We start from the raw sequence: 13,518 nt of genomic DNA, 5'->3' as shown, positions 1-13,518 counted from the left end.
ATACTGCTCTATAGTGTGTCTGGTCTAAACAGCAATCTTATTTTGAAATGAGCTGATACTTATGCATAAAGGAATCTTTACATTACTGCTTTTATTAATGTTGTTAGGCATTACCGGTTGTGGAAGTAAATCCATAGTTTCTATAGAGCTAGAGTGTCAAGGGTTGGAACGAGTGGAGAAGTGCAGCAATTATAGCAGTAGTAATGAGCAGATCATGAAGAAGTTCGAAAGGGCAACCGATACAGCGACGAAATTGCCAGGCGCATTAGATTACGCAGCAGAATATCGCATGACCATTACTTATTCTGACCATACGATTGCGAAGTACGATTTATCATTAGGTGCAGAGAGAGGAAAGAAAGGCTTACTAGTCGACCTGAATCATTCTGAAGTAGGATACGAAATAGGAAAAACCTATGCCAATCAACTGCGGGAAGTTATCAACAAATCGGGGAAGAGCGAGTAGAAGAAATACGACTGCTTGAACGTACCCATGTAGAATTTCGAATCTGATAAAAATAAAGGGGTGAATACGATACCCAACTCATCTATGATCTCATTTATCGTTCTTTTTATAGTGCTGCTTAAATCGATACTCAGCAGATTGATTATAGGGCCAGAAAAAACGGAGATTCGTGAAGAAGGAAAGAAATTACAATGGTGGGGTTTGATCCTAGTAGCGATCATCTGTTTAGGTGTATTCTTCTACTATTATGATTACATCTATTCCAATACCATCGTACTGAAGATGTTTTGGATATCATTTTTGACGATTTCAGGAGCGTTCAATTTTTTCATCGAATGGAAGTATTCCAGCAATCGAAAACAGTGTATCGTAACCGCGATCATTTTCCCTCTAGCAGCATTACTGGTTGTCGTTGTTATTTATGAACCTTGATTTCGTACAGACGGCTTCATTTTGGTTTGTGCTTCACCATTTGTACCCGAAGATGTTGATTATACCGTTCAAGAGTTGTTTGTATTGAAGAAATATCGGGGTACGAAAATTGCATCAATCACAGTAGAGAAGGTGCTTGGGCAGCTTTCTGGGAAGATTTCCATCTGTCAGTTAGCAGCAAACCAACGAGCGGTAGCCTTTTGGAAGAAGTATTATCGGGAACATCATATTGATTACGTTGAAACTCAAGAGCGTATCCCGATAGATGGACTTGAAGGATTGCAAGAAATTATTTCTCAATCCTTTGAAATTCAGAGCACCTGTTAGTCCACAGCGTTGAGGGCGCGGATGTCGTATAAGCCAACCTCACGATACCCAACATTCTCCTATTTATTTAGAAAACTTTAGGTGTTACACTAATTTGTCGATAGCGTAACGGATATTCATTATGTCTGTTCTTATCAAGAGTAGCTCAAGGTAATAAAATTCAGTCATCAGAGGGAATGATCATCATGAAGAAACGTGCTGTAAGCTTACTTATTTTTATTTTTCTCCTAAGTTTGGCCCTTCCAGGACAAGCTTCGATGGAAGCGGTTAGCCAAGAACCGATTATTAAAGATGGAAATCTCGAAAAATCGATTCGTTCATGGATAGGTATAAAAGACGATGAACCCCTTACCAAAGCGGATTTAGAATCTCTCACCGTTGTATCTTTGTCAGGTAAAGGAATTAAAGATCTGCAGGGATTGGAGTATGCCGTCAATATCACGGATCTCGATTTAGACATTAATGAAATTACTGATCTTGCACCGCTAAAGAAACTCTCAAAGATCCATACTCTCAGCCTCAAAGCCAATAAAATTTCATCAATTGAGGAATTGTCAGCTCTGAAGCAGTTGAAATATCTAGAAATAAGTTGGAATCGGGTCTCATCCCTAGATGTAGTGAAACAATTGCCTCGTCTAATTGAGTTGGGCGCCGCCCACAATCAAATTTCGAATGTTCCAGCACTCTCTAGTGCCGCAGAATTAGCGTATTTGAAAATGGACGACAATGCGATAGAAGACATAGCTCCTCTCGGCAACATGAAAAAGTTGACATATCTTAATGTATCTAACAATAAAATTAAGGATTTCTCGCCGCTACGAATGCTGTCCAAAAGTCTGACATATCTGGGGATTGATGGACACCAGGTAACTGATCTTAAGCTGCTGGAAGGATTCAAAAATCTCGAAGGTCTCTCTGCTAACAACAATAACATCGAGAGTCTTGCTCCTTTAGCAAAATTAACTAACTTGTCTACTTTGGATCTTTCTTCTAACAAGATTAAAGATATAGAACCATTAAACCATTTGAACAAGTTGGATTCCCTCTACTTGAATAACAACCGAGTGTGGAATTTGGAACCGTTAAGAAAATTGAAAGCCCTAAAAATCTTACATTTGAACAACAACCGGGTGTGGGATTTGGAGCCGATTCAAAATAATAGTTATGATTTTCATTGGGATACGGGGGCGGAACGCTACGGACTGCAGTTGAACGATAACTACTTGGAATTAAGCCAAGGAACCCAAACCTATAAAATATTTAATAAATTGAATGCGGATCCTTATGGTATTAAGTCTCAGCGTAAGACTCAACGCTTGGTGATCGGCAGCAAGACAGCCTATGTGGGCGACAGTATCTACAATCTAACAGCAGCGCCATTCATTCAGACAGGTCGTACCTACGTACCTATCCGTTTCATTTCCGAGAAACTTGGGGCAAATGTAAGTTGGAACCAGAGTACGAAGGAGGTAACGATTCAAAAAGACAGCAAAACGATTCGTTGGGTTGTGGGGAATAAGCAAGTTAAGATAAACCAGCAAACTGTGATGTCCGACGCTCCTTTACTACTGAGAAATAACAGCACGTTTGTTCCAGTACGCTTTGTGTCGGAGCAGCTTAATACTTCGGTTGAATATTTAGGCAGCAAAAAAATGGTCATCATATTCCCAGAATAAGACCGCATAACAGAACTCAATTTTGGACGCATCTAAGGACAACTGGATTGCGTCCTTTTTCTTTACTTGCTGTTACAGACAGCGCGGAGTACCGTATCCTAAGTTATGGCAAGTTTTTTGGGATTAACGTATAAAGGTTTCTGTTAAAGCTGCTTAACGGCTGGCATGATTTGATCGAGGAGTGCAGCTTGAAGTCTTGCTCTGTCATGATAATCCTCTTTCTTACTTGTAGGGATTTTATAAGTTAATATCGAATATCTCTACCTGACGAGATTTTCGAGGGGGAGTGGTGGTTAGGATGGACGAGAAGCATTTACAATTGGATCGGCGACTCTTTATCGTGTCGGAAACTATTCGGTTGGTAGAGCGTGCTTTCATACATTGGGATGATGCAAATCTAAAATCGGATGAGTTGGATCAGATGGCGAAAACATTTTTTGAAAAAGCAGTAGAAGCAGAGACACGTCTTGACTTTCAAAAGGTGATGTGGGAGTTGTTTGGGCAATTGAGGAATGCTCATTCTTGGTACTTCGACAAGCTGAAGCCAGCACCTGAGAATGGAAGACTTAGTTTTTCCTTATTGGAGCTCAAGGAGCATTGGGTTGTAAATCGAGATGTAACGGATATTTTAAAATCAGGTGATTTGGTTCTCTCCATTGAGGGAAAACATCCGTCTGAGTGGTTCAGGGCAATTGAACCGTATACAGGGATAACGAATAAAATCTCTCAAAAAATTCGAGCTGACCAATTGCTCTCTTCCTTTATTCATAGCAAATCAATCGAAGTAGAAATCGAGGATCAAAACAATTCCCGAAGAACGGTTTTTCTACCACGATTAGCGCGCAATGATGATCGGTTTACCTTGTCCTCGAAACCCCTAGAAACTGAGGGGAAATGGATTCAGGAAGGCAAAGTAGCCTTCATTCGAATTCCCAGCTTCGGAGAGCCCAGATATGAACAACGCGCATTAGAGCTTGTTCAAGAGTACGGTCATGCTCAAACAATTATTGTTGATGTGCGTGGAAACGGTGGAGGGTCTACGCCAAGCCAGTTGACCAAGAAACTAATGGATCGTCCCTACCGATGGTGGGTAGAACGGTCACGCCATCCTGAATGGCTAAGGAAGCGTCATAGCAGTGGAGATATCATCTTTCCGGAAAATTACAGCTTTGCTGAGTGGCGCCCGGAATGGCAAGAGCCAGCAGGGGAAAGGGAACGTTTTAATGGACAGCTTGTCTTACTTGCTGACAGGTTTGTCGGTTCTGCTGCTGAAGATTTTATCATGCCGTTTAAGGATAATGCTCGAGCAACGATTGTCGGGGAGAAAACTTGGGGGTCAACTGGTCAGCCAATAGTTCGGAATTTCGGTGAAGATATTCAGGTCGGAGTAGGTTCTCTACGAGCTTTCTTTCCAAACGGGGAACCGTTCGAAGGCATTGGTATCACACCGGACATCCAAGTGGAATACAAGCGTGAAGATATTTATAGTGCGCGAGATGCAGTTCTTGAAAAAGCGATCGAGTTAATCTAAGACAAACGTTAAGGAAGTCCATCCTTAAGCAGGATGGACTTGCTCAAAACTTGCCGTTGGATAATAATCCGATGATAAGTTAACTTAAACTTGATGTCCCTTAGTTTTTACCATTCTTTTGGCTCATAATTTAAGTCTTTAAATAATTGAGATAGCTCCTTCTTGGATAAATCTCTCCATTGTCCAACAGGAAGGTTGGCTAAATGAATATTCATGATTCGGATTCTTTGCAATCGGCGAACGTTGTATCCTAATGCAGTGCACATGCGGCGAATTTGACGATTAAGCCCCTGTGTTAAAATGATTTTAAAATCAAATTTTGATAATTGAACTACTTTACAAGGCAGTGTTGTTGTACCTAATATTTTGACACCCTCTGACATCCTCTTCAAGAATTCAGGAGTAATTGGTTTGTCTACTGTAACGATATATTCCTTTTCGTGCTTATTTTCAGCACGCAGAATTTCGTTAACAATGTCGCCATCGTTTGTAAGTAGAATTAAGCCCTCTGAATCTTTATCCAGGCGTCCAATATGAAATATTCGTAATGGATGGTTGACGAAATCAACAATATTCCCCTTTACCCCTTTTTCTGTTGTACTAGTGATGCCTACAGGTTTATTTAAGGCAATATAGACATTATGCTTTGCTTCTCGGTTTTGGATTGGATTGCCATCTACTCGAACGTCATCCCCAGCTTCAACTTGGCTTCCTATAGTTGCAAGTTTACCATTAATAGTAACTCTTCCATCGGTAATTAATTTATCGGCACCTCGTCTAGATGCTTTTCCAGATTCACTTATATATTTATTAATACGCATGCTGACACATCCTTAATGAGAGGATTATTTAATTAGATACTAACTATACTTTATTTTAAGGATGAATCACATACTATTATTCAGATATAACGGATAAAAACTTGTTCCAAAAGTATCCATCTCTTTTCTGCAGGAGTTATTATTAAATTTAATTAAAATTTTATTTTCTTAAATAGTTAAAAGGTTAATTTACTTATATTCTAAATAGAGAAGGCTGTATTGTTGGAAGAATAACGATAAGAAGGAGTTTATCGATACTCTTCGAACTTTTTTAATTTAAGAGAGGATAAATTAGGGGATTAAAGGCGCGAATAATAAAGGGAAAAGGAAGGTTCGTGATGATTCAATTCCAAAAAGATAATATTACTGTTTTTCAAAGTGCACTATATATGACTACCACGGCAATCATTCAAACTAATGAAGCAATCATTATGACAGATCCTAATTGGTTGCCTGCCGAAATTGAAGAAATTAAGCGCTATATAAATAAAATGAAAGGTGATAAGCAACTATATATTATTTACACACATAGCGATTTTGACCATATTATTGGGTCAGGGGCCTTTCCAGAAGCTAAGGTAATTGCATCTAAACAATTGGATGAAAATCCGAACAAAGAAGACAGCATTCAAAAGATTAAACAATTTGATCAAAAGTACTATTTACATAGAAGCTATTCACCCGTATATCCAACGGTAGATATTGTTGTTTCAGCCGATGGACATAAATTAGAGCTAGATTCGATAACCATGACATTTTATCAAGCACCTGGTCATACGAATGATGGTTTATTTACAGTGATCGAACCATATGGTCTATTTTGTTCTGGAGATTACCTGTCAGATGTTGAGTTTCCGTTCATTTTTAGCAGTTATGAAGACTATGTACATACGATCAATAAAGCAGAAAATATTTTGCTAAATCATCAAATAACGACTCACATACCTGGACATGGATCGACAACACAGAATCAGGAGGAAATTCAAAAAAGGATAAACAGTTCAAAATATTACTTAAAACAGCTGCTTCATGATAACGGAGAGTTAGAAAAATACTTAAGCAGGGAGTATCCATTTTTTGAAGGAATGAAAAGCATTCATGCTGACAATAAAGAGATGGTCAAGGTGTCTTCCCCTCTTTCAAGCGGCTAAATGTCTGCATGAACTGCTCCTTCGTAATCGATACGGTCGATCCAATTTGATTAAATACAGCATGAGATTGGCGGAATGGAGTGTTTTGCTTCGCCCCGCTAGATAAGGGGATTGGATGCAACAACGTCGTATATCTAGAGAGACATTTGTTAATACCAGTCTATGTGAACACCATTTAATAAACCAGCAAATTTGCCAGTCGAAATTTTCCCTTGAATCATCATGTTTGGCATTAGTTTTGATAAGAGAATTAGGAAACCAAAGAAAGAGAAATGAGGGATCGAAGTGTCGTATATCGTTGATTTTAAAAATGTGTCTACGGTTGGTTTAGAATCTTCACCTGTAGCAGAAACACTTGCTGGTTTACGTGCTAACGAAGCCCGTTACTTCATGAATAAATACAAACATGAATTTACGGTTGTACCAGCTAGCGAAAGTCAGGAGAACCTTGATTACGTGAACCGAATCTTAAAAGAGGAACGTGATATTGAGTTTGCGGCCAAACCTTTAGAAACGTCGCACTTTCAAGTGGAAAATATTCAAATCACCTACGTTTTTTATGAGGATGGTCTTGGGCTCAATGTCATGTATACGGTGGATGACCCGAAGAAGCGAGCTGTTGGATTTAAGCTTTCTGAGGGGATGGAGGTACCAAAGGAGTTAGAGGGGAAGTTTAAGTTTGCCAGACAGAAATCAAAATTGGCGGGAACAATTCGAGGCTCGTATTTTGTGATTAAAGGAGAATATGAATATATATTGTGACAATATGTAGGCCATCCACACTGGATGGCCTTAAAATTTGCCGTTAAAGAAGCGCGATGAACTGTATTACAAGTAAGGCGAGAATGATGTTTTGAGGGATGTGAATGTTCAGCCTCAGCAGTTAGTACGCGGGGTAAGTAACGTTTCATGACATCGAACATTTGTTCTTTTCTGGGAAAGGCTATGATGGTACAATACTCGTATGTGAAGCAGTAATTACATGATGAGGTGTGCGCAAATGAATGATTATATCGTGATCAAGAAGCATAGATCCAATTATCCCAATCCGCTGACGTTAATAAAGGGACAATCCGTCATTATGGGGGAAAAATATGAAGGGCCTGAAAATTGGGAGAACTGGATTTTCTGCACGACGCAATCAGAGGGGAACCAAAAAATCAGCGGATGGGTTCCGATGCAGCTCCTTGACACTAAGGGGACAGAAGCAATTGTCCTTGAGGATTATACCGCACGAGAATTGAATGCAGGAAATCTACAACTTGCAGACGAATATTTTTTGTAAAGGGTGGTTGGCGCATTGAGTGACATTCATATTCTAGCAAGGACAGAAATAGAAAGACTTCTCGTTTTCATTGATTGTTTACAAGACGCCGATCATGAACATATTCGAATCGTGAACGGGTATCCTTGTGAAAGTGAAGTGGTTACCGCATTTCGAAAAGCGCTTGATGATATTGGATTTTTGGTTGTGTTTGATTGGAAAGCTTGGCTCGCGGAGCACGAAACCTATCAGGACATCAGGAATAATATCGATGAACAAATTAGGAACGCGGATATCGATACGCTTCGTAAACTTATGACCTGCTATATTCGTGGCGATCGATTCAATGAAGGAATGTTCGCAGCCGTTATTCAAAATGGGAATGTTTCGATAATTCTGCGTCGATTAAGAGAGTTATTTCCGGAGGAATAAAGAGCACTATTAGGTGTCTAGTTAACGAGTTATGACAGAAACGTGATAACTCGTTTTTTATATCCATAAACATTATAACGTTATATTGACGTCGGTAACATGCGGTGCTACTATGAATTCAAACATTATAATGTTTCGCTTAGTCTTTATCCTTCCAATGTGAAATAAAGTTGTTAGATTGATAGATTGTTTACACGAAGCGAGGTGAGCAGTATGAGCGAACGGATCGTCGTAAGAGGCGTGAAGTGTGTGGACGGCACAACAATAGACATCGTAGTCGATGATGGAACTCTCTCCGCCATCACGGAAGCAGGCAAGGGTCAAGGTGGCCGGATATTGGATTATAGCGGTACGGATACATACGTGTCAAGCGGCTGGATTGATATGCACGTCCATGCGTTTGAAGAATTTGATCCTTATGGCGACGCTATTGATAAGGTAGGTGTCGAGCAGGGAGTTGCGACCATCATTGACGCCGGAAGCTTGGGGGCAGAGCGAATAGGGGAACTGAAGGAGAAGGCAGAACAATCTGTCACGAATGTACTGGCATTCCTCAATATCTCCAAAATTGGGCTGAAGCGTATCGATGAATTATCGGATATGTCTTGGATCGATCAATCAGCGGTGAAGGAAGCGGTAGAGCGATATAAAGACTTCATTGTTGGCCTCAAAGCTCGGATTAGTCGGAGTGTTGTGCTGGATAGCGGCATTGAACCGCTTCGCAAGGCACGGCAGTTTTCCGAGGACATGGGGCTGCCTATTATGGTGCACATCGGGTCAGCACCTCCGGATATTGAAGAGATCGTTCCTTATTTGCAGCAGAAGGATATCATCACACATTATTTAAATGGTAAAGCAAATAACTTATTTGATGCGAAGGGAGAACCGCTTCATGTGCTGAAGGAGGCGGTAGCACGCGGTATCCATCTTGATGTTGGACACGGAACGGCTAGTTTCTCCTTCAAGGTAGCGGAAGCGGCTAAGTGTCATCACATTCCCGTGGATACAATCAGCTCAGACATTTATCGCGGTAACCGGCAGAACGGTCCTGTATACAGCTTGGCGCATGTGCTGTCGAAGTTCTTGTACTTAGGGTATACGCTTGAAGAAGTGATCGGCGGCGTGACGACACGTGCTGCGGGATGGTTAGGCAAGCCGGAGCTTGGTCGCATTCAAGTAGGAGATCGCGCGAACTTGACGCTGTTCGAAGTACGCAATGAGCCAATTGAACTTATCGATTCAGAAGGCGATGTCCGTATCGGGCATCAACATATCGTAACCAAGGGAGTGTTTGCGAATGGCGAGTACGTTGCATGTAAAGTACGGACTGAAGCGCGTCATTAATGCCAGCGGACGCATGAGTATTCTGGGCGTATCGGCTGTGTCCGATACGGTAATGGAAGCGATGAAGATCGGCGGACAGAGCTATGTAGAAATTGCCGACCTCGTCAATAAAGCAGGCGATTACGTTGCAGCGCTCATCGATTCCGAAGCAGCCGTTATTGTCAACTCAGCATCAAGCGGGATTGCACTGTCTGTTGCGGCAATCGTGACGCAAGGCAACCGCCGCAAGAGTCTTCGCCTGCATCAAGATCCGATCGAGAAGAACGAGATCATTATTTTAAAAGGTCATAATGTCCAATACGGTGCACCTGTCGAGACGATGGTCTACTTAGGCGGCGGGAAACTCGTGGAGGTTGGGTATGCGAACGAAGGCAAGGCTGAGCATATCGAGGATGCCATTCATGAGCACACCGCGGCATTTCTCTATGTGAAATCCCACCATGCTGTGCAAAAAAACATGATATCCGTTGAGGAAGCTTGGGAAGTTGCGCAGCGTAATGGGGTACCGCTCATCGTCGATGCGGCTGCGGAAGAAGATTTGCACAAGTATGTGCAGGTATCTGACCTTGCGATCTATAGCGGCTCCAAAGCAATTGAAGGGCCAACGACAGGTATAGTGGCGGGCAAACGTCAAGCCATCGAATGGGTGAAGGTACAGCTTCACGGGATCGGGCGGAGCATGAAGGTAGGCAAAGAATCCGTGTTCGGACTGCTGCAGGCTTTGGACGAATATATGGTGAAGGAAGACAAGAGCGAACAGGAGAAGGCAGAGCTTGCCAAGCTTATGCCGCTGAATGAGCTCCAGGGTGTCACATGCACGATTGTACAGGATGAAGCGGGGCGTGCAATATACCGTGCTCGCATTCAGATCGATCCTGCTCTGGCCAGCACGACGGCGAAGGACGTTGTGAAGGGCTTGCAAGAAGGGGAGATCGCCATTTATACCCGTGACTACGGGGTTAGACAAGGATACTTCGATATCGATCCGCGTCCGCTTATGGGGGATGACATGGACGTCATTGAGTCACATATTCGCAAATTAGTGGGAGGGCCTACTCATGTCTAATATGGATAAACGTTTATACAAAGGACGCGCGGCGCTTAATGTGCTGGCAAACAGTGTGGAAAATGCAAAGGAAATTTTCGAGGCGGCAGAAGGTCATGTACTTGTTGGCGTCCTGTCCAAAAATTATCCGACGGTTGAGTCGGCTGTAGAAGCGATGAAGGAATACGGCGCTGCGATTGACGATGCAGTTTCAATTGGACTCGGGGCTGGCGACAATCGTCAAGCGGCAGTAGTGGCAGAGATTGCGAAGCATTATGGCGGCGGTCATATCAATCAAGTATTCCCTTCGGTTGGGGCAACACACGCGAACTTGAATGGCAAGGATAGCTGGATTAACAGCTTGGTATCGCCGACTGGACAGGTGGGATACGTTAACATTTCGACGGGTCCGGTAAGTGCGGATCAGGCAGACAAGGCTATTGTTCCTATTAAGAGTGCAATCGCGCTTGTACGCGATATGGGTGGGAATGCATTGAAATACTTCCCGATGAACGGGCTTGCCTGCGAAGAAGAGCTTCGGGCGGTTGCAAAGGCGTGCGGTGAAGAAGGGTTCGCACTAGAACCGACGGGTGGCATTGATCTGGATAACTTCGAAGCGATCCTGCGCATTGCACTAGAAGCGAAGGTGCCAATTGTCATTCCACATGTGTACTCTTCAATCGTGGACAAAGCAACGGGCAACACGAAGGTAGAGGATATTCGCACTTTATACGCTGAGATGAAGAAATGGGTCGAGTATTATGCCTAATGTGCCTAAGCTGGGCATGAAGAAAATAGCGGCCTTCGGCGAAGTGATGATGCGGCTGACGGTGCCTGGCGTGGAGCGATTAAGCCAAGCAAATCATCTGGATTACTCGTTTTCGGGTACAGGCGTCAACGTTAGCTCGCAGCTTGCTCGCTTCGGCCATGATGCCTATTTGATATCGCGGCTGCCAGACAATCCGCTTGGCGAAGCTGCGGAGGCATATTTGCGCAAGCTCGGGATAGGCACGGCATTTATTAGCCGTGGCGGCAAATATATCGGCATGTACTTTTTAGAACAAGGATTCGGTCCCCGTCCTGGGCGCGTAACTTATACAGATCGGCTTGGAAGCAGCTTCAATACGGCGCCCGATGATGTGTATCCATACAGTGGGATTGCTGGCAGCATCGATGCGATTCACTTCTGCGGCATTGCACTCGCGATGAATGATGGTGTTCGAAAACATATGAAGGCATTAGCTGCCGCCGTCAAGGCTGCGGGAGGTACTGTCATCTTCGATTGCAACTATCGTCCTGCGCATTGGGGCGAAGAGGGCTATGTGAAGGCAAGAGTACATTATGAAGAGATGCTCAGGTTCGCGGACATCGTCATGATGAATGAGAAGGACGCGATGCTGACGCTCGGGATGGAGACAGAGAAGACGGATCGGCGCGAACAGCTGGAGGAGTTGATTCCTCGAGTTGCGAAGCTGTATAATATTTCGGTCATAGCAGGTACTCACCGCGCTATTCACGAGAATCAGACGCATTCCTTGCAAGGCTTCATGTATAAGCAGGATTCCTTTACCTTCTCGGAACGATTAACGTTTGCGGTTCATGATCGGATCGGAGCGGGGGATGCCTATACATGCGGTATTTTGCACGGAGAATTCCAAGGCTTCGCTCCAGAGCAGACGGTAGAGTTCGCCGCAGCTTCCAGTATGCTTGCGCACACATTTGAGGGTGATACACCAATGGCCACGGAGCGTGAGGTATTGCGAGCGATGGTGGAGTCTGGGATAGATGTAGAAAGGTAGGCAGTAACATTGAGATTGTCACGCAACAAACGTCCCTTGTATGTACAGGTAAGAAATATTTTGCGAGAGCGCATTTTGCATGGTGTATATCCGTTAGGGACATACATCCCTTCGGAACCGCAGCTTGAAGAAGAGTTCCAAGTTAGCAAAATTACAGTACGCAATGCAATTATTGAGCTTGTGCAGGAAGGGTATGTGGAGAAAGGAAGCGGCAAGGGAACCAAGGTCATTCGCAATACTTCCGTCTCGAAGCTGTCCAAATGGAAGCGGTTCACGGAAATCCTAGTCGAAGAAGGCCACAAAATTCAGAAAAGAGTCATTCGGGCCGAGGTCATACACAATGAAGCAGGAACGATTCCATTCCAGTTGTTCGGGGGACATTGCCTGTGCATTGAACGGGTATATGATTTGAACGGAACGCCATATATTCACTATACCCATTATGTAAGGCTTCAGGAGGAAGGGCTCGATCTATCTGAATTGAGCGAGCAGTCGCTGTATGAATGGCTCGAAGATCAGCATATCGAGCTTGGAAAATATAAAGACGAGTTTGCTGTTGCGACTGCACCAGAGGCTGCGAGATCAATACTTGAAGTCAGTCACGAAATGCCGCTATTAAAGCGTTCCCGCTATTCATATGACATTGACGGGGCGTTGATTGAATATAGCGAAGGGTATTATCATACGGAACTTCATAGCTATGTTGTCAATTATGATGGTTAAATCCATGCATGTTCGAATCAGATGTACGTAAATTCATAAAAGACAGAAGCCCGCTCTTCATGCAAATTTCAGTTCGATTGCATAGAGGAAGAGGGGCTTCTGTCTTGTTTTGTTTTAGGGGATTGTGCAGCAGTGGGTGAATTGTGAAAAATGATTGACAAAAAACGGTGATCATTTACAAGAAATTAAAGAATTATGCTAATTTATAGTAAATGATATTGTTAATGGCCTCAATACTGTATATAATACGTTATGGAAATCATTAACTTTCTCTACAAAAGGTGCATCTTCTTCCTCCATAGAATTACGCATGTAGAGTTTTATATGAGGAGGTGTCCAGCATCACAAGCAATGCCTAATTTGAGCCTCATACATGTCTATATTCGTTTCTGCCTCTACACTACTTCGTCGCAATTTGTCAGGAACAGGTTTTGCCCGTAATCCAACTTAGATCCCCATCACAGTTTACGATTTTTCAACAATAACCTTGATAGCCACGATCATGAC

At 43.0% G+C, this 13,518-nt stretch carries 14 protein-coding genes; 13 read left to right on the top strand and 1 reads right to left on the bottom strand.

Annotated elements, in window-relative coordinates:
* Positions 1-61: 61 nt before the first annotated feature.
* The 4 genes from ABN764_RS29555 to ABN764_RS15910 all read left to right on the top strand — a co-directional run bounded on the left by ABN764_RS29555 (position 62) and on the right by ABN764_RS15910 (position 4,432).
* The gene (locus ABN764_RS29555) at positions 62-466 is read left to right on the top strand and encodes a YhfM domain-containing protein (RefSeq protein ID WP_036591870.1); all 405 of its coding nucleotides are present in this window, start codon (positions 62-64) and stop codon (positions 464-466) included.
* A gap of 516 nt (positions 467-982) precedes the next feature.
* Complete coding sequence (locus ABN764_RS15920; RefSeq protein WP_446672473.1) at positions 983-1,225, top strand: hypothetical protein; 243 nt, start codon at positions 983-985, stop codon at positions 1,223-1,225.
* Positions 1,226-1,410: 185 nt separating this feature from the next.
* Positions 1,411-2,901 (top strand): stalk domain-containing protein, encoded by a 1,491-nt coding sequence (locus ABN764_RS15915; RefSeq protein ID WP_446672472.1) that lies wholly within the window; start codon positions 1,411-1,413, stop codon positions 2,899-2,901.
* Between the two features lie 298 nt (positions 2,902-3,199).
* Entirely contained in the window at positions 3,200-4,432 is a 1,233-nt protein-coding gene (locus ABN764_RS15910) for a S41 family peptidase (protein ID WP_446672471.1), read from the top strand.
* 107 nt (positions 4,433-4,539) lie between these two features.
* Here ABN764_RS15910 and rluF read toward each other — a convergent pair whose 3' ends face one another.
* Positions 4,540-5,253 (bottom strand): 23S rRNA pseudouridine(2604) synthase RluF, encoded by a 714-nt coding sequence (gene rluF / locus ABN764_RS15905; protein WP_446672470.1) that lies wholly within the window; start codon positions 5,251-5,253, stop codon positions 4,540-4,542.
* Between the two features lie 338 nt (positions 5,254-5,591).
* On the opposite strand from rluF, the gene ABN764_RS15900 reads away from it, so the two are divergent.
* The 9 genes from ABN764_RS15900 (at position 5,592) to ABN764_RS15860 (ending at position 13,011) form a co-directional block, all read left to right on the top strand.
* Positions 5,592-6,404 (top strand): MBL fold metallo-hydrolase, encoded by an 813-nt coding sequence (locus ABN764_RS15900; protein WP_446672469.1) that lies wholly within the window; start codon positions 5,592-5,594, stop codon positions 6,402-6,404.
* Between the two features lie 285 nt (positions 6,405-6,689).
* The gene (locus ABN764_RS15895; protein ID WP_268624663.1) at positions 6,690-7,166 is read left to right on the top strand and encodes a DUF8821 family protein; all 477 of its coding nucleotides are present in this window, start codon (positions 6,690-6,692) and stop codon (positions 7,164-7,166) included.
* A 238-nt stretch (positions 7,167-7,404) separates the two neighbouring features.
* Positions 7,405-7,689, top strand: a complete 285-nt coding sequence (locus ABN764_RS15890) for an SH3 domain-containing protein (protein WP_446672468.1) — start codon at positions 7,405-7,407, stop codon at positions 7,687-7,689.
* A gap of 15 nt (positions 7,690-7,704) precedes the next feature.
* Entirely contained in the window at positions 7,705-8,100 is a 396-nt protein-coding gene (locus tag ABN764_RS15885; protein ID WP_315744840.1) for a DUF6508 domain-containing protein, read from the top strand.
* 213 nt (positions 8,101-8,313) lie between these two features.
* Positions 8,314-9,444, top strand: coding sequence for an amidohydrolase/deacetylase family metallohydrolase (locus ABN764_RS15880; protein WP_446672467.1), 1,131 nt, complete (start codon positions 8,314-8,316; stop codon positions 9,442-9,444).
* Complete coding sequence (locus ABN764_RS15875) at positions 9,398-10,510, top strand: DgaE family pyridoxal phosphate-dependent ammonia lyase (RefSeq protein WP_446672466.1); 1,113 nt, start codon at positions 9,398-9,400, stop codon at positions 10,508-10,510. The genes ABN764_RS15880 and ABN764_RS15875 overlap by 47 nt, the downstream gene beginning before the upstream one ends.
* Positions 10,503-11,258, top strand: a complete 756-nt coding sequence (gene dagF / locus ABN764_RS15870) for a 2-dehydro-3-deoxy-phosphogluconate aldolase (RefSeq protein WP_446672465.1) — start codon at positions 10,503-10,505, stop codon at positions 11,256-11,258. The genes ABN764_RS15875 and dagF overlap by 8 nt, the downstream gene beginning before the upstream one ends.
* Positions 11,251-12,288, top strand: a complete 1,038-nt coding sequence (locus ABN764_RS15865; RefSeq protein WP_446672464.1) for a sugar kinase — start codon at positions 11,251-11,253, stop codon at positions 12,286-12,288. The genes dagF and ABN764_RS15865 overlap by 8 nt, the downstream gene beginning before the upstream one ends.
* Positions 12,289-12,297: 9 nt before the next feature.
* A complete protein-coding gene (locus ABN764_RS15860; RefSeq protein ID WP_138185325.1) occupies positions 12,298-13,011 on the top strand; it encodes a GntR family transcriptional regulator in 714 nt (237 codons plus the stop codon).
* Positions 13,012-13,518: the final 507 nt, after the last annotated feature.

It is taken from the genome of Paenibacillus wuxiensis, from assembly GCF_040195695.1.
Classification (GTDB): Bacteria; Bacillota; Bacilli; order Paenibacillales; family Paenibacillaceae; genus Paenibacillus_B; species Paenibacillus_B suaedae.
Note: the sequence above shows the minus strand (reverse complement) of the source record. Positions and strands in the feature narration are given on the sequence as shown.

What these genes read in the sequence shown, in the direction of transcription:
- ABN764_RS15865 (WP_446672464.1), top strand. Translation starts at nt 11,251, where the DNA reads ATGCCTAATGTGCCTAAGCTGGGCATGAAGAAAATAGCGGCCTTCGGC.
- ABN764_RS29555 (WP_036591870.1), top strand. Translation starts at nt 62, where the DNA reads ATGCATAAAGGAATCTTTACATTACTGCTTTTATTAATGTTGTTAGGC.
- ABN764_RS15875 (WP_446672466.1), top strand. Translation starts at nt 9,398, where the DNA reads ATGGCGAGTACGTTGCATGTAAAGTACGGACTGAAGCGCGTCATTAAT.
- ABN764_RS15910 (WP_446672471.1), top strand. Translation starts at nt 3,200, where the DNA reads ATGGACGAGAAGCATTTACAATTGGATCGGCGACTCTTTATCGTGTCG.
- ABN764_RS15880 (WP_446672467.1), top strand. Translation starts at nt 8,314, where the DNA reads ATGAGCGAACGGATCGTCGTAAGAGGCGTGAAGTGTGTGGACGGCACA.
- ABN764_RS15890 (WP_446672468.1), top strand. Translation starts at nt 7,405, where the DNA reads ATGAATGATTATATCGTGATCAAGAAGCATAGATCCAATTATCCCAAT.
- rluF (WP_446672470.1), bottom strand. Translation starts at nt 5,253, where the DNA reads ATGCGTATTAATAAATATATAAGTGAATCTGGAAAAGCATCTAGACGA.
- ABN764_RS15900 (WP_446672469.1), top strand. Translation starts at nt 5,592, where the DNA reads ATGATTCAATTCCAAAAAGATAATATTACTGTTTTTCAAAGTGCACTA.
- ABN764_RS15915 (WP_446672472.1), top strand. Translation starts at nt 1,411, where the DNA reads ATGAAGAAACGTGCTGTAAGCTTACTTATTTTTATTTTTCTCCTAAGT.
- dagF (WP_446672465.1), top strand. Translation starts at nt 10,503, where the DNA reads ATGTCTAATATGGATAAACGTTTATACAAAGGACGCGCGGCGCTTAAT.